Source organism: Thalassospira sp. MCCC 1A02898 (assembly GCF_001618185.1).
Taxonomy (GTDB): domain Bacteria; phylum Pseudomonadota; class Alphaproteobacteria; order Rhodospirillales; family Thalassospiraceae; genus Thalassospira; species Thalassospira tepidiphila.
This window is the reverse complement of the sequence record NZ_LPXK01000010.1, coordinates 122,058-135,790: the sequence shown is the minus strand read 5'-3', so window position 1 is coordinate 135,790 and position 13,733 is coordinate 122,058. Positions and strand designations below refer to the sequence as shown.

Sequence of the window (13,733 nt, the reverse complement as noted above, 5' to 3'; positions counted from 1 at the left end):
CCGAACAAGTGGTGTTGCAATCGTAGTTTATTGCGTCTTCCTATTCTTCCGTGGGGGAATATCCTTTGAGACTCGGTGTCGCAAAAGGTCAGGTAATCCGACTTTTTACGCCGGATAGATCGCGACGATGCGGGCGACATTAACGATCCGGTCGGGCTGGATGGTGATTTTTTTGGACTCGTCCCCATACATCGTGCCGGTGAACCCGTGGTTCTGATCGTTCTCAAGGCATCGCATGAGATGGATCTCGCCTTCTATGTCGTGAATGGCGGCGTCTTCGCCCGGTGCCACGGGGTCATCAGGCGAACAGATCACAGTTTCGCGCATCCGAAGCCGGGGCATGTTCAGGGTGTTGGCGACCCGGACGGCATAAACGTTCCCTGAAAGCGTAAGGTTCTGCGGGGCTTCGACATAGGCGATTGGGTACATCGTGGCGATGATGCGCCCACCTTGTGCGCGTCCGACTACGGGCACTGTGTCACGAAACAGGGGTTGCTCCGCTGGGGGAACGCCAGACGATGCCGAAAGGCTCGCCGCGGGTGGGGCTGTAAATATTCTCGCTGTCTCTCCAAAGATTTCTGTCAAGCGAGCGTGCTGCGATTCAGATATTTTTAGTTTGTTCTCCATCCGCAGATCACGGGTCTTGCCGTTTTTGTAATGTCGCAGGGCAGATTCATTGATCCCTGCCTTTTTGGCAACGGCAAGAACGCTTTGCCCTGTCTGATCAAGCCACTGGTTAAAGCTCTGGCGTTGGTCCTCTATCGGGTCTGTCATTTCATCCTGCTCCAATGTCCTGTTGTTGTTTTTCGGCATTGTGCTCCCTGGTTGTTCAGAAGTTTATCGGCAAATAGTACGAATTATCGTTGACAGTAGTAATAAATGCCGAATATGCTTCGGGCATCATCAGAGAAAAAGGCACTTACAAATGTCCATTGATGCAAATCTGAACCGCATTCGGGCTTATCGCCGCCAGTACAATCTGGCGCGTTACCGGTTCGCCTGTCTGGCCGGGGTCAATGAAGCGGCAATCCGCAATATTGACACGACCGACTGGAACCCGACCGCGAATACCATCCGCAAGTTCGAGCAGGTCATCCCCCCGGAATTCATGGCCAACGCCAATGATGACAATGATCCGTCATCGGAACCGCAGGCCGCCCCGGATGATCGGGGTGAAGACCACACAGAGGCGGCCTGACAGGTTCGGGCTTTGACCAAATGCCGGGTGCGGCGGGTGTTTCCGCATCCCTGACTTTCCAACCATCGCATGGATTGAGGAATAGTTTTATGCCGAATGTACCAGTAATTGCCCATCTTTGCAGTGATCGCTTCCAAGTTGCATTTTCGGCAGCGTTTGGCGATTGCGTTGGCACCTATGGCGGCGATGACAAAATCACCATCAATGATCTTTCGGCAGCTACAGGCATTAAAAAGGGCACGCTCGAAGCATACCGGGACGGGCAGTTTGTCCCGCGCGGATTTGTGCTTTTCCAGTTGATGGAAGTCCTTCCGGCCCGGTTTACCAACCGGTTGCTGGCGCTGATCGGCATGGGCGGGGCGCGCAAAATGAGCCCCGAGGAAATCGATTTCCATCAGGTCGCCCAGGGGGCTGCGGAATATACCAATGCCTTTGTCGCCCATATGGCGGATGGCCGGATCGATCATGTTGAACAGATCGAGGAAATCGAACTGGCGCGCAAGCTGCGCGATAACCTTGAACATTTCCTGCTGGCCCATGACGGACCGAAAACCGGCAAGGGCGATGGCGGCAAGGTCACCAATCTTCCGAAGCGGGCAGGTGCGTGATGGTGGATGTTTTGAGAAATGACGGCGGGTCCGTGGATAATCTTGTCGAAGACGTTGCCCGTGTGATCTGGCAGAACGACCTTGGTGATATTCCGTTTGAGGATATGAAGAAATTCAGTGAGCTTGTCTACGCTTCGACCCTGAAACAAGCCCATGCGGCCATCGAGGTGATCAAGCAGAACCAATCCGCAGAGGTTGAGAAGTTGCGTGAGGCTCTCAGCTACACTGAGTCTATGATTTCGAAATGGGTTGGTGATGGTTCTTTTGAAGGCGCAGAGGCGGACCGGGCTGTTCACGCTCGAGACGTTGCCCGCAAAGCCCTGAATGGCGGTGCATCATGACCAGCCCCGCCAAACCGGACCTTCTCGTCAATCTGATCGGTGCCAACCGGGCATTCTTGCAGGCGTCGATCGCCGAAAGCAAGGATGCGCATTTGCCGTCCGATACCGATGTTGATGAATATATCAACATGCTGGCCAGCTATCCACGGTCGGTGCGGCGCACCATGACCGGGGCCAATGCGGCACTTGTCAATGTCTGCCGTGCGCTTAAGGCCGCACAGGATGGTGGATCATGACCGCAACCAAACCCATCCTGCCGCTGGCGCAAGTTGCCGCCGATCCCGTGATGCCGACCCCGGCCAATGATCTGTTGCCGACCGGCACCCTGACCATGGGCATGATCCGCCAGCGCGTGACATCGCGCCGCACCCAGATGGTCGCGGTAGAGGTCAAGCGCCCCCGCCGTGTCCATGAAATCGACGCGGCAGAGGCGGCGTTTTTCCCCCGGCTGTTCTGGGGCATCTATCTGGCGTTTGACCAGGATGACCCGGAAAACGCCCGGATCGCATCGGCCCTGCGCGAAGACATGCAGACCTATGGCGATCTGATGAACCCGTCACAATGGCCGGACTTCAAGCGCGAAATGGATAGTGCCGCGATGTCCGCCATGGAAATCAGGCAGCACCGGCAAGGACAATGTTGCCGAGCTTCCCAAACGGGCAGGTGTGTGATGCGCCAACCAAAACCATTCTGGGAATGCGAGTACCGCAATGATCGCCGCAAGCATCGGCACCGGTGCTTTGTCTGCCGCCGCATCATCAATGTAGGTCAGCCGGTCGTGATGCATCTTCGCATTGGTGGTGGACCGCGCGCTGCGCACACAGAATGTGCAGACCAAAATACGGGTATTGGCAAGCGCCTGGTTTGGCGCGACTTGATGTTGGTTTGGGGGCTGTCTGCTCTTTTACGCCAAGGTTGGCCGGTGGGCGATCAGTTGCACGAGGCAAAGCAAAAGGTTGGCGTTTGTGGGGGTGATCATGAGTAAAGCACAATCGGAACTGGCAGAACTGATCAGCGCGGCGCGGGATTTCATGATCCATGTCTATGCGCAGGCCCCGAAAACGGCTTTGCAGGGCCGCACAGCCGAAAGTCTGTTTATGGAACTGCATGACCTAAGCCCCGAACAGGCGATCCTGCAGGTCAAGGCCGTGCCTGAAGGTGCGCCAAGTGTGCGATTGGCGCAGGCGATCAAGGCGGCCTCTGTTGCCGATGATGGCAGTCAGGCAGAGATTGACCGGCTTCGGTCTGCGCTGGAAGTTTCACACAGGGCGCTTTGCAATGCGGATCGGTATATCAAGCGGACGCAGGCCGGTTTGTATAACCCGATGCGCGATGCCGCGATAAAGGCTGCTGATGAAGCCCTGAAAGGCGGCAAATCATGACCGCAGCCAAGCACTTCATCCCCCTTGCCGAACCGGCCCCTCGCGAGGTTCCGGCCCCGGCGAATGATTTCCTGCCGCGTGGCACGCTGACCATGGCCGATGTGCGCCAGCGTTTGTCGCATGGTCGTTCGCGGCCTGTCGCGGTCGAGGTCATTCGCCCCCGCAAAGTCAATGAGTTTGACGTGGCAGAGGCCGCCCTTTTCCCGCGCCTGTTCTGGGCGATTTACGTTTCGCCGGACTTTGCGGGTGAGGCCGACAATGACCGGCTGGCGCGTGCCTTTCAGGCCGATATGCAAACCTATGCCGATATCATGGCCCCGTCACAATGGGCTGATTTCCGCCGCGAAATGGACCGTGGGGCCGATAGCGTCCTTGGTATTCTGGTCAATTGGCAGATCGGCGAGGATGGCGGCTGGCACAGCCTCAAGGTGTTTGCCGTGGTGTTCCTGCTGATGCTTTGGGTGGATCGCCATGCCGGGCAGGGCATGTTTACCACCGATTTCAAAGCCTCGGCTGCCGAAGTGTTCGGCCATATCCAGTTGATGCACCGGGCCGAGTTTCAGGCCATCGAGCCCTCCGCGCACAAGATGCTGCCCAAGGTGATTGCCAAGCTCAAGGCCTGCGGCCTGTTCCTGTGGCTGCCGGATTATCAGGGGGACGGGGAATGACAGCTATCACGCCGGGCGCATATTCCAAGGTCGCAGCTAAAAAGACCGAAGCCCGTAAGCGTCAAAAAGACGATTACTACCGAACTTGGGAGCCGGAGCCAACTGTCGCTCTGTTGCGTGCCGAGCCGCACCTGATCGGGCGAAAGGTTTGGGAATGCGCGTGTGGAGGGGGTGATATGGCCCGTGTACTCGAAGCAGAAGGATGCAACGTGGTTGGCACGGATCTTGTGGACCGTGGCTATGGTCGGGGAGGGGTAAATTTTGTGGCGCAACGGCTCCCTCTTGCTCCGATCATCATCACCAACCCACCCTATGAAAAGCGGTTGCCGAGCCTGTTTGCGGAAGTTGCAAGTCGCATGCATATCGAAGAAATGTGGATGCTGCTCAAGATCGACTATTTCAGCGCGGCGGGTGATTTCGCCCTGTACCAGCGCCTGCGTCCACACCGGATTTGGCAACTGACCTGGCGGCTTGATTTTCTCAATCTTGGTAGCCCGATGATGAATTGCATGTGGGTCGGATGGAAGCGCGATTTCAAGGGTGAAACGAAACACGGCCTGTTGGCAAAACCAAAGATCGAAAACCGCGATCTTTTCGGCAACCCGGACCCGGCGGGCCGAGATATCAACTGGGCTGTCAATGACGACCACGATCTGTTCGATGCCCCAGCGGCAAGCGCATCCGGGTGATGTGCTTGGCAGTGTGGCGGCGTTTAAGGCGGGCAGTAACCTAGCCCTCTGCAAACACCGAGCAAGGTTTAAGGACTCAGGGTGCGGCGAGAGCCAATTGGCACCAGCCTGGCGGTTAAAGAACCGGTCCTTGAACGTCGCCACACTAACCCCGTTACCCCGCTTGAAGGCAGGGTCGGGGTTTCCGGGTGCAACAGCCGCACTGGGCGGCAACGGCTGAGTTTGGCCGATACGAGCAAAATGAAGGGGCGGAACGATGTGATTGTAATTGCCCTGATTTTGATGGTGATCACCCGCCTGATGCAACGGTCGGTGACCGCCTTCGCCCCGGACGGTGAACGAGCCGCCGGATCTGACCCGCCAGCGGGTTACTCAAGCCTTCACCGCAGACCTAAGGGGCCTGTCCGGTGGCACGGCAAAACGCCTTAATATGCCAGAGAAGCCCGACCCCGGTTTGAAGACCGGGGCGGGCTTAAGGCAACAGGAAGGCCGGGTGGCACAGGTCTGCTTCATATACCTTTCGGGTTGGTTGCTAAGACTCCTTTTGATCGTGTTGTCCGCACAATCGCTGCCCGGTCTTCCGCCTTTTACGTTCCATCATGCCATGAAGGGTGAGTGACATGACCAAGCCTGAAATCTCAGCAGAACTGCGTGATGCGCTGATTGCGGCAGCCAATACCAACACCATCGATGGTCCGCGCGGGCGGGCGATTGCGGTGATCCGGGTGGCGATCGACCGGCGTGTCAAATATGTCGGCGGTGCCCGCCACGTCATCGTGATCAATGACCGCCCGGTGATGGTCTGTCAGGCCGTTGATATCGCCAATGCGGTGCTTGAACGCGCCGGGCTGCTGGATCAGCGCATCGATTATCCCGGTGCCAAGTTCCAGTCGTCCTATATCACCGGTGCCAATGACAACACCGCCCGTCACATCACACGCGCCGACATGGGCGGAGGTGTGGCATGACCGAACAACGTTACCCAAAAGGCAGCTTTGCCGAAGTCATCGCCCTATGCCAGCGCGAGGCGGCGAACGAAAACTGGTCGATCGAGGAAACGGTGGACAGTGTGATTAGTGATCTGGCGCTTGCCGGATGGGCGATCAGACGCAGCTACGAACTGGTGGATTACAACCTGCCGCTCAAGGTGCTTCTGGATCCGCCAAAGGGCAGTGCGGCAAGCTTTGATGCCCGCCCGCACACCATGTCGGCCAGTGTCGATGACCTGCAGGGAAACAAGGGCTGGCTGGTGACCTGGTTCGAGAATGGCCGGGCCAAGTCCGGCTGGTTCGATGATGAAGGCCGGTCACTCAAACAGCCACACTACCGCGTGGTCAACCCCAAAACCCCTTGCGCTGGTGCCGTTGCCGCCAGTGCGTCAATCGGAAAGGTGGCGTGATGGATATCTACAAAGAAGATATCCACTCGACCGAGTACCTCGAACGTCTGGCGAACAACTTGGAGAAGTTGAGCCGCGAGACAGACGAATTGAACGTCGCGCTCCGAGGTGAATGTCTTCGCGCCAAGAACCCCCGCGTTGTGGCCTGCCACTGCACGACCTGTGGAGGGAAATGACCCATGACCATCATCTATATCGCCGGGCCGATTACCGGCATTGCTGACGGCAACAAACCGGCCTTTGACGCCATGGCGAAATACATGACCGCCAAGGGCTATATCGTGCTGAACCCGCATGCCATGCCGGCGGGCATGAACGAGGAAGCCTATATGGATATCTGCCTTGCCATGGTGCGCCACGCCAATGCGCTGTGCCTGCTCAAGGGCTGGCAGGCATCCGACGGGGCGCAGGCCGAACTGGCCTATGCCCGCAAGCGCGGGATCAAGGTCATGGATATGTCAGACGATACCGACCACGTCACCCGCCTGGCCGCCAACGATACCGAACCACAGCGGGGTGCGGCATGAGCGGGGATATCTTCGAACATTTGCCGTTTCGCACCTATAAATGGACGCGCCCTTGGTCAGTCTGTGGCCGCAATGTCTTTCAAGTGCCTTTGGGCAAGTTGACAGATGTGCGGGTTGATAATGTTGAAATCCGCCACGCCGCAACCATCCGCAGCAAGATCGATGGGCACCAGTTCGTGGTGCTGGAGCCTGTCATTCCGTCGGATTGGCCGCAGATCAAAATCACGGGGCTGACGGTGACCGTGGAGCCCGAGGCCGACGACGAAAACATCATCGACCCCCTTGGCTCCGGCCCGGTGCCGATCGAGCCGATCCGCATCAAAACCCCGTCATACACCCTTGATGGTGTCAAAACCGGTCTTGTGGTGGGGCGGTGATGCCCGTTCCGTTCGCAATTCTGATGTTCTGGGCGATGCTCTGGAGGGTGCGGTGATGGATCACGTTATCTTTGCTTCATATGGCAATGACAGCGTTGCCTTGATCCAGTGGGCCTATGAGCAAGGCTTGAAAGATGTTCATGTTGCCTATTCCGACACGGGGTGGGCGGCTTGTTATTGGGCATCGCGGGTCGACATTGCCGAGCATTGGGTGCGCGACCTTGGGTTTACGCCGCATCGTATCAAAAGCGAAGGCATGGAGGCGCTGGTTAAGCGCAAGAAAGCTTGGCCGCGTGGGGGTGGTCATCGGTTCCAGTGGTGCACGGCGGCCCTAAAGATTGAGCCTGCGTCAAAGTGGCTTGATGCACATGACCCGGACGGGGAGGCGATCTGCATGGTTGGCATTCGCCGCGAAGAAGGGGCCGCGCGCAGTGACGCGCCGGAATGGGTCGAGGAAAGCGATAATCATGGCGGTCGCAATTTGTGGTCGCCTTTGGTTCGGCATACCGAACAGATGCGCGATGATCTTATCAGAAAAACGCCTTTGCCAGTTTTGCCGCACCGGTCCAAGGAATGCTGGCCGTGCGTGAATGCAAGGCACGAGGAATTGAAGCACCTTGATCCGGAGCGGATTGATTATATCGAGGCGCTAGAACAGGATGCTGGCACGAACAGCAAGGGAAATCCGCGCGTCATGTATCGGCCATCCCGGCATGGCGGCGCTGTTGGCATCCGGGCTGTTGTTGAACATGCCAAAGGGTCGCACGACGATCTTTTCCCTGTGTCGGTCTGTGATTCAGGGTGGTGCGGGCGATGATCATGACCCATCCAACTTCATTGACTGTTGCGGGCAGGGGGCGTATGGTGATGCCCATCGGCGGGAAAAATCCGCCGTGGGGGCTTCGAAACCCTCTGCCAAGACGGTCAGCCGTCACGAAAGTCACGGCTATTTTTGTGCCCGGATTCCGGGTGCATACCTCCGCTTATGGCGGGTGGACCCTTGCTATACAAGACCCTTCGGGGGAAGGCTTGGGTGCCAGCTCTTGGTCTGGTTTCGAACCTCCCGCCACCAGTGCGGTCGTCGAAAGCCTCTCTGGTGGTGCTGTTGAAAGCAACCAAGAGGGCTTCGATATGACCAAGCATGACACTGCGGGCAATCTGCCTGCGACACTGACTTTCCAAGATACCGAACTATCGATCATCGATCGTGACGGGGTGCCGTGGCTTATTGGTGCCGAGGTCGCACGGGCATTGGGCTATGCCTCTGCCGAGGAAATCGGCAAGCTTTATCGCCGTCACAAAGATGAATTTACCGAAGCGATGTCCCTCACGGTCAAATTGACCGGGAGGGGGCATATCGCTCCGACCAATCACCGGATTTATAGCCCGCGCGGGGCGCAATTGATTGCGATGCTGGCCAAGACAGACCGGGCCAAGGATTTCCGCCGCTGGGTGCTGGATGTTCTGGAAAAGCAGTCGGCCGTACCTCCGGCCGGGCCGTCGGCCGACGCTGAAACCCGCGCGGCCGTGCGGGTTTCAGAGGATTTCCGCCGAAACGTGGTGAGCGATGTGGTGACGCTGATCATGAACAAGATCGGCCCGCAGATTGCGGCCAGCCAGCCGCGCACCATGCCGCCCCTGACCAAGCCTGATGACCCAATGCCGCGCCTTATCGACGGGCACGCGGTGTTTCGCATGGGCGATCGCATGGTGATTGTCGATACAAACGACTATGCGCTTAAACGCGGCGAACGGGCCGTTGTGCTGCGCATGGAAGACGGCGAATTCCCGCAAGTGGTCACCATTCTGGGCGCGCCCTATACCAGCCGCGAGATGGACCGCTGCATGATTTTTGATTCCGGGGTGCAAGGATACATCCCCGTCGGGGCCGTTCTTGGCCGTGTTGTTTGGGAGGGTGCTTGTTATGAGTGAAGTCATCATAGCGCGTAATTTTGATCAGGCTAATCTCACAGCGCAGATCGATTGGGGGTGGATGCGTTACCGCCATGGTGCCCGATCTGGGTGGATAAACCCTGAAACGGGTGGCTTTGTGTTCTTCGTCGGGACTGCTGATCGACTCAGGGGGCTCCCGAGCGACACTGTTATTCATTGCGCTTTCGGATATTTCGATAGCCCGGCTTACCGTGCGGCGATTGGCTTGGTCGAATGCAAGCGGGCGAGCCTTGGGAGGGATGTCGAAAATGTGTGATGTAACAGCCAAAACAGAATGCTTCGTTTGCGATGGGACAGAGCCGAATTACAGGGCGCAGCGGTGTGAAAAGCATGATGTCTGTGTTCACTGTGGCACGCATCGCTCAAAGATCACTGAGATTCCATGGGGGCATCACGAAGGGTTCTTGTGCCAACCTTGCGATCGCGCCAACAAGGCGGCTGCAAGGGCTGGCTACGACAGCAGCGAACACGACGATACCGAGGAACGGGACAGCATCAAATGCCCGACCTGCGGCGATGAATATCACCCGGAAATGGAAGACTATCGCGGCGATGGCGAGACGTATGAAACCGACTGCCCGAACTGCGACAGCCCGATGATGGTGACGACGCACTACACCGTCGAATGGTCAACGGCGTTGGTGTCGAAAGGGGGTGCGTGATGTCAAGGAAACCCGTTGACCGTGGCACGCCAAGAGCCACCCAAGAAGCCCCGCCGCCCATGCATCGGCAGCTTGCCGATCTGATGGTTGATGCCTGCGACCCGGATGTCAGCGATGCGTGTTGCGTGATCCTTAAGCATTTGGCGCACCGCCATATGATCTGCAACACCGCCGATATCAGCGGATGGGACCCATCGTTAATTGTTGTGACGAATGATGGGTCGGAAACCGATAGCGGAGGGTCCAAGTGATGCAAACCAACGACGCGCTGTCGGCCTACATCGCCGATGCGACCAAGTACCTCAAAGGGTCTTTGCGCTACACCAAGGTCTTTTTGCGGGCGTCTGGCGTTCTTGATGGTCTTACCCATGGGCGGTCGATGATGGATGCGCCGCGTGATGGTAGCCATATCCTGATCGAAACATCCGATTTCGGATGGATCGAGGGATACTGGAATGCAGATGTCACCAATTTCTACAAGTCGCAGGAAGGCTGGTCGAGTTATGACCCGGAAAACGCGCAAGGTGACTGGTGTTCTGTCGTGCCGTTTGCGGGGCAGAACCCGGATGACCGGCGGCTTTATTGCGGGTGCACACCGCAACGCTGGCTGCCGCTGCCGCCCAAGCGGATCGATCGTGTCTGGCGGGGTGATTGATGGCGGCGGATATCAAACGCACGCTTTCGGAACTGGCTGATGCCGTCAAGGCGCGGTATCAGCCGTCCGAGGTGGTCGGATCGTTCGTCAAGCTGCGGCGATCCGGGGCAGAGCAGGCGGGCTTGTGCCCGTTTCACATGGAAAAAAGCCCGTCCTTTACGGTCAATGACCGCAAGGGGATCATTCATTGTTTTGGCTGTGGCTGGCACGGCGATCTGATCCAGTTTTACGCCGAGGTGCGCGGTATCCGCATGGTGGAGGCCATTCGGGCCCTGGCATCGGATGCGGGGATTGATGACCCGATCGCGCGTGAACGGCTGGCGCAACAATCGCGTGCCCGGCGCGAACAGCTTGATGCGGAACGCACGGTTGCCAAACAGTCCGAGGCGCAAAAGCTGCGCACTATCTTTGCCCAGCGGATCGGCATAACCGGCACCCCGGTTGAGGAATATTTGCGGGTACGGCGATGCTGGCCGGGGGGTGAAGTTCCGACCATCGGGTGCCTGATGGATTATCCATACTGGCATGAAGGCCGGAAAATCGGGCAATTCCCGGTGATGGTGGCGGTGATGTTGATGCCGGACAGAAGCTTTGCCGGGCTGCATATGACCTATTTGCGGGCCGATGGCAAAGGCAAGGCCGAGGTGATTGATTCGGAAAGTGGGGAGGTTTTACCGGCGAAAAAGGTACGCACGGCCCTGCCGTATATCAGCGGATGCGGCATTTATCTGACGCCGATCCGGGCGCATATGGGGGTTGCCGAGGGGATCGAAAATGCCCTGACATGGATGATCCGGCGGCCCGAATGGGGCTTTGTTGCGGCCTACAGCCTTGACAACCTTGCGGGGGCCGGATTGGGCGAGGGCAGACGCCGGCGCGATGTGCCCAAGCGGCGCTATCCATCGAAAGAGCCGATGATGTCGCAACCCGGTTATCGCCCGCCATGGGGCGATGAAATGCTTGCCTGGCGCGATGCGGAGGCGGTGCGTGACATATCGGTGCTTGCCGATAATGACAGCAAGGACCCGATCGCAGCACGGTGCCTGTTTGAGCGGGCACGGCGGAAATTTTCGAATATCGGTTACCGGTCGCGGGTGATTTATCCGCCGGTCGGTCAGGACTGGAATGACGTTGTCAGGGGTGAGACGGATGAACAAAAAACTTAATGCGGCCAATGAGAACGGGCACAACAACCCCATTGATGACGCCGATGGTGATACCCCGTTTGTTGACCCGGATACCGACAATGCGGCGATGATTGCCGATGCCGGGCCGTGCCCGGTGCAGTCGTTGGGCCATAATGACGGGCGGTATTATTTCGTGACACCTTCGGGGCAGTTGCGCGATATGGCGGCAAAGTCGCTTGGCAACCGGCAGGAAGTCACGTCCTTGATGGAAAAGCAGGCGCGTTGGTGCGTTCGGGCGTTTCCCAAGCTTAACAAGGAACTTGAGGTCGTCGGGCCGGACATTGCGCGCATTGGCGAATGGCTGATGATGCAATGTGCCGACAAGGGCATTTTCAGCCCGGATAAGGTGCGCGGGCTTGGCGTTTGGAAGGATGTGCGCGGCGGGTTGATCGTGCATTCGGGTGACAAGCTGATGCTGTCAAGCGGGTCCAAATCAGTTGATGCGGGTCAGAAGCTTGATGACGGGTGGGTTTATCCGGCCCAGCCGCCTTTGCCTGCTGCGTTGCGCCCGGCGCTTGATACCCCGGCCAAGGCCGAGGAAATGCGGGTTGTGCATGATCATCTGCAAAGCTGGAATTTCCTGTCTGCCAGTGGGCCTGCGATCTGCCTTGGTGTGATGGGTTTGATCTGCATTTGCGGGGCGCTGGACCGGCGGCCCACGCTTTGGCTGATTGGTGATGCCGGGGTTGGCAAGACAGAGCTTTTGACACTTCTGACCCAGCCTGTCGGCGGGCTTGAGCACACATTGCGGTCATCTGATGCGTCGGCGGCGTTTGTGCGTGCGGCCCTTAAGGGGGCGGCAAGGCCGGTGTTTCTTGATGAAATGGAGCCGGGTCCGCGTGCATCGGCGGCGATGGAGCTTGCCCGGCTTGGCTTTTCATCTGATCAGGCCGGTGTTGGCCGTGCCAGCGCCGATCAAAAGGCGATCCTGCAGCGGATTGTCGCACAGTTCATTTTCGGATCGATCCTTCATCCCGAACCCAAACCGCAGGATCAATCGCGCATTCACTTTGTCGAGCTGGCCCCGCTTTCGGCTGATGCCGCTGCGGTCGAGGCTTTCACGGCCCGATCACGGCTTATTCGCGATATCGGGCCCCGGATCTGGGCAAGGATGATTCTTGGCTATGGCCGGTTTCTTGAGAACATGCTGGTTTATCAGGGCGTGCTGGCGCAATCGAACTATTCGCGGCGTCTGACAGACAAGTTTGCACCGGTGTTGGCCGCGCGCGAAACGTTGCTGCATGACACGGTGATCGATGCCAATACCGCGGCTGATCAGATATCGGGCTGGGGTCTTGAGACGCCGGAAAGCAACGATACAGAGGCCGATGAATGCTTGAACCATCTGTTGTCGTGTCAGGTCGATACCTGGCGCGGCGGGGATCGTCCGACGATCGGGCAGCTTGTTGCCGATGTGATCCGGGATATGGGGGCGAATGCCGATCTTTATGACGAAGCCAAGCGCAAGGCAGAACAGATATTGCCTGCCTATGGCTTGCGGCTTTCGCGGGCCGATGGTCGCCCCGGTGGGCCGTTTGATGTGCTCCAGGTGGCGAATAAACACACGACGCTGGTCAAGCTTTTCCGTGACACACGCTGGCAATCAGGGGTGCATCGGCAGGCATTGGCGCGGCTTGAGGGCGCAATTGTTGGCGGTCCACGGCGGTTTGCCGGGTCGAACACACGCTATGTGCAATTGCCGCTTGACCTGATGCTTGATCCGGAACAAAGTGAGGGTTCCGCGTGACGCCAAATCACATCCCCGCACCCCGATTGCAAAGCGGTGCTTCGCAAATTTTCATGCGAAATGGTGGGTCCAGATACCGGGTGTTACAGACTGTAACACCAAGTGTAACGGGTAGCGTGGCGGATAACTCCTTGAAATATAAGCAATGTTACGGTGTTACGCTTGTTACACCTATATAAGCCTCCATGTGTGTGCGCGTGCGCATACGTATATAAAACACTGTAACATCCGTAACATTGTAACAAATGAATTAAATCATATAGTTAGACGTTACAGAGGCGTTACAACTATCAAAAGTGCTGTAACAATAGATTTTATCTATCAGTGGAAGGGTGAAGCG

General features: G+C 57.7%; 21 protein-coding genes. 20 read left to right on the top strand and 1 reads right to left on the bottom strand.

The features are described from left to right. Window positions 1-105: 105 nt before the first annotated feature. Window positions 106-813, bottom strand: coding sequence for a hypothetical protein (locus AUQ41_RS09755; RefSeq protein WP_063088269.1), 708 nt, complete (start codon window positions 811-813; stop codon window positions 106-108). A gap of 112 nt (window positions 814-925) precedes the next feature. On the opposite strand from AUQ41_RS09755, the gene AUQ41_RS09750 reads away from it, so the two are divergent. From AUQ41_RS09750 to AUQ41_RS09645, 20 genes are all read left to right on the top strand, one after another. Next, window positions 926-1,198, top strand: coding sequence for a helix-turn-helix transcriptional regulator (locus AUQ41_RS09750; protein ID WP_063088267.1), 273 nt, complete (start codon window positions 926-928; stop codon window positions 1,196-1,198). An 89-nt stretch (window positions 1,199-1,287) separates the two neighbouring features. Continuing rightward, window positions 1,288-1,806, top strand: coding sequence for a hypothetical protein (locus tag AUQ41_RS09745; RefSeq protein ID WP_063088265.1), 519 nt, complete (start codon window positions 1,288-1,290; stop codon window positions 1,804-1,806). Between the two features lie 32 nt (window positions 1,807-1,838). Further along, window positions 1,839-2,147, top strand: coding sequence for a hypothetical protein (locus AUQ41_RS09740; RefSeq protein WP_143588791.1), 309 nt, complete (start codon window positions 1,839-1,841; stop codon window positions 2,145-2,147). Beyond that, a complete protein-coding gene (locus AUQ41_RS09735) occupies window positions 2,144-2,383 on the top strand; it encodes a hypothetical protein (RefSeq protein WP_063088261.1) in 240 nt (79 codons plus the stop codon). The genes AUQ41_RS09740 and AUQ41_RS09735 overlap by 4 nt, the downstream gene beginning before the upstream one ends. Beyond that, window positions 2,380-3,132: a hypothetical protein gene (locus AUQ41_RS09730; protein WP_063088259.1), complete on the top strand. Its 753-nt coding sequence runs from the start codon at window positions 2,380-2,382 to the stop codon at window positions 3,130-3,132. The genes AUQ41_RS09735 and AUQ41_RS09730 overlap by 4 nt, the downstream gene beginning before the upstream one ends. Next, window positions 3,125-3,529, top strand: a complete 405-nt coding sequence (locus tag AUQ41_RS09725; protein ID WP_063088258.1) for a hypothetical protein — start codon at window positions 3,125-3,127, stop codon at window positions 3,527-3,529. The genes AUQ41_RS09730 and AUQ41_RS09725 overlap by 8 nt, the downstream gene beginning before the upstream one ends. Continuing rightward, window positions 3,526-4,197, top strand: coding sequence for a hypothetical protein (locus AUQ41_RS09720; protein WP_063088255.1), 672 nt, complete (start codon window positions 3,526-3,528; stop codon window positions 4,195-4,197). Before AUQ41_RS09725 ends, AUQ41_RS09720 begins: the two co-directional genes overlap by 4 nt. After that, window positions 4,194-4,886, top strand: a complete 693-nt coding sequence (locus AUQ41_RS09715; RefSeq protein ID WP_083952936.1) for a hypothetical protein — start codon at window positions 4,194-4,196, stop codon at window positions 4,884-4,886. Before AUQ41_RS09720 ends, AUQ41_RS09715 begins: the two co-directional genes overlap by 4 nt. 620 nt (window positions 4,887-5,506) lie before the next feature. Further along, window positions 5,507-5,854 carry a hypothetical protein gene (locus AUQ41_RS09700; protein WP_063088247.1) on the top strand — a complete coding sequence of 116 codons (348 nt, stop codon included), beginning with the start codon at window positions 5,507-5,509 and terminating at the stop codon, window positions 5,852-5,854. Then, a complete protein-coding gene (locus AUQ41_RS09695) occupies window positions 5,851-6,285 on the top strand; it encodes a hypothetical protein (RefSeq protein WP_063088245.1) in 435 nt (144 codons plus the stop codon). Before AUQ41_RS09700 ends, AUQ41_RS09695 begins: the two co-directional genes overlap by 4 nt. A 179-nt stretch (window positions 6,286-6,464) precedes the next feature. Then, window positions 6,465-6,812 carry a DUF4406 domain-containing protein gene (locus AUQ41_RS09690; protein ID WP_083952938.1) on the top strand — a complete coding sequence of 116 codons (348 nt, stop codon included), beginning with the start codon at window positions 6,465-6,467 and terminating at the stop codon, window positions 6,810-6,812. Beyond that, on the top strand, window positions 6,809-7,189 hold the full coding sequence (locus AUQ41_RS09685) for a hypothetical protein (protein WP_063088243.1): 381 nt from the start codon (window positions 6,809-6,811) through the stop codon (window positions 7,187-7,189). Before AUQ41_RS09690 ends, AUQ41_RS09685 begins: the two co-directional genes overlap by 4 nt. Continuing rightward, complete coding sequence (locus tag AUQ41_RS09680) at window positions 7,155-8,006, top strand: phosphoadenosine phosphosulfate reductase family protein (protein WP_063088241.1); 852 nt, start codon at window positions 7,155-7,157, stop codon at window positions 8,004-8,006. Before AUQ41_RS09685 ends, AUQ41_RS09680 begins: the two co-directional genes overlap by 35 nt. 212 nt (window positions 8,007-8,218) lie before the next feature. Then, the gene (locus AUQ41_RS09675; RefSeq protein ID WP_063088239.1) at window positions 8,219-9,121 is read left to right on the top strand and encodes a BRO family protein; all 903 of its coding nucleotides are present in this window, start codon (window positions 8,219-8,221) and stop codon (window positions 9,119-9,121) included. Beyond that, window positions 9,114-9,398, top strand: coding sequence for a hypothetical protein (locus tag AUQ41_RS09670; RefSeq protein WP_063088237.1), 285 nt, complete (start codon window positions 9,114-9,116; stop codon window positions 9,396-9,398). Before AUQ41_RS09675 ends, AUQ41_RS09670 begins: the two co-directional genes overlap by 8 nt. A 148-nt stretch (window positions 9,399-9,546) precedes the next feature. After that, complete coding sequence (locus AUQ41_RS09665) at window positions 9,547-9,804, top strand: hypothetical protein (RefSeq protein ID WP_063088235.1); 258 nt, start codon at window positions 9,547-9,549, stop codon at window positions 9,802-9,804. After that, window positions 9,804-10,055 (top strand): hypothetical protein, encoded by a 252-nt coding sequence (locus AUQ41_RS09660; RefSeq protein ID WP_063088233.1) that lies wholly within the window; start codon window positions 9,804-9,806, stop codon window positions 10,053-10,055. The genes AUQ41_RS09665 and AUQ41_RS09660 overlap by 1 nt, the downstream gene beginning before the upstream one ends. Beyond that, window positions 10,055-10,459: a hypothetical protein gene (locus tag AUQ41_RS09655; protein WP_063088231.1), complete on the top strand. Its 405-nt coding sequence runs from the start codon at window positions 10,055-10,057 to the stop codon at window positions 10,457-10,459. The genes AUQ41_RS09660 and AUQ41_RS09655 overlap by 1 nt, the downstream gene beginning before the upstream one ends. Beyond that, the gene (locus tag AUQ41_RS09650; protein WP_063088229.1) at window positions 10,459-11,625 is read left to right on the top strand and encodes a CHC2 zinc finger domain-containing protein; all 1,167 of its coding nucleotides are present in this window, start codon (window positions 10,459-10,461) and stop codon (window positions 11,623-11,625) included. The genes AUQ41_RS09655 and AUQ41_RS09650 overlap by 1 nt, the downstream gene beginning before the upstream one ends. After that, window positions 11,609-13,393, top strand: a complete 1,785-nt coding sequence (locus tag AUQ41_RS09645; RefSeq protein ID WP_063088227.1) for a hypothetical protein — start codon at window positions 11,609-11,611, stop codon at window positions 13,391-13,393. Before AUQ41_RS09650 ends, AUQ41_RS09645 begins: the two co-directional genes overlap by 17 nt. Window positions 13,394-13,733: the final 340 nt, after the last annotated feature.

Excerpts from the sequence above, each read along its gene's own strand:
- AUQ41_RS09755 (WP_063088269.1), bottom strand. The coding sequence starts at position 813 with ATGCCGAAAAACAACAACAGGACATTGGAGCAGGATGAAATGACAGAC.
- AUQ41_RS09750 (WP_063088267.1), top strand. The coding sequence starts at position 926 with ATGTCCATTGATGCAAATCTGAACCGCATTCGGGCTTATCGCCGCCAG.
- AUQ41_RS09745 (WP_063088265.1), top strand. The coding sequence starts at position 1,288 with ATGCCGAATGTACCAGTAATTGCCCATCTTTGCAGTGATCGCTTCCAA.
- AUQ41_RS09735 (WP_063088261.1), top strand. The coding sequence starts at position 2,144 with ATGACCAGCCCCGCCAAACCGGACCTTCTCGTCAATCTGATCGGTGCC.
- AUQ41_RS09730 (WP_063088259.1), top strand. The coding sequence starts at position 2,380 with ATGACCGCAACCAAACCCATCCTGCCGCTGGCGCAAGTTGCCGCCGAT.
- AUQ41_RS09725 (WP_063088258.1), top strand. The coding sequence starts at position 3,125 with ATGAGTAAAGCACAATCGGAACTGGCAGAACTGATCAGCGCGGCGCGG.
- AUQ41_RS09720 (WP_063088255.1), top strand. The coding sequence starts at position 3,526 with ATGACCGCAGCCAAGCACTTCATCCCCCTTGCCGAACCGGCCCCTCGC.
- AUQ41_RS09715 (WP_083952936.1), top strand. The coding sequence starts at position 4,194 with ATGACAGCTATCACGCCGGGCGCATATTCCAAGGTCGCAGCTAAAAAG.
- AUQ41_RS09700 (WP_063088247.1), top strand. The coding sequence starts at position 5,507 with ATGACCAAGCCTGAAATCTCAGCAGAACTGCGTGATGCGCTGATTGCG.
- AUQ41_RS09695 (WP_063088245.1), top strand. The coding sequence starts at position 5,851 with ATGACCGAACAACGTTACCCAAAAGGCAGCTTTGCCGAAGTCATCGCC.
- AUQ41_RS09690 (WP_083952938.1), top strand. The coding sequence starts at position 6,465 with ATGACCATCATCTATATCGCCGGGCCGATTACCGGCATTGCTGACGGC.
- AUQ41_RS09685 (WP_063088243.1), top strand. The coding sequence starts at position 6,809 with ATGAGCGGGGATATCTTCGAACATTTGCCGTTTCGCACCTATAAATGG.
- AUQ41_RS09680 (WP_063088241.1), top strand. The coding sequence starts at position 7,155 with ATGGTGTCAAAACCGGTCTTGTGGTGGGGCGGTGATGCCCGTTCCGTT.
- AUQ41_RS09670 (WP_063088237.1), top strand. The coding sequence starts at position 9,114 with ATGAGTGAAGTCATCATAGCGCGTAATTTTGATCAGGCTAATCTCACA.
- AUQ41_RS09660 (WP_063088233.1), top strand. The coding sequence starts at position 9,804 with ATGTCAAGGAAACCCGTTGACCGTGGCACGCCAAGAGCCACCCAAGAA.
- AUQ41_RS09655 (WP_063088231.1), top strand. The coding sequence starts at position 10,055 with ATGCAAACCAACGACGCGCTGTCGGCCTACATCGCCGATGCGACCAAG.
- AUQ41_RS09650 (WP_063088229.1), top strand. The coding sequence starts at position 10,459 with ATGGCGGCGGATATCAAACGCACGCTTTCGGAACTGGCTGATGCCGTC.
- AUQ41_RS09645 (WP_063088227.1), top strand. The coding sequence starts at position 11,609 with ATGAACAAAAAACTTAATGCGGCCAATGAGAACGGGCACAACAACCCC.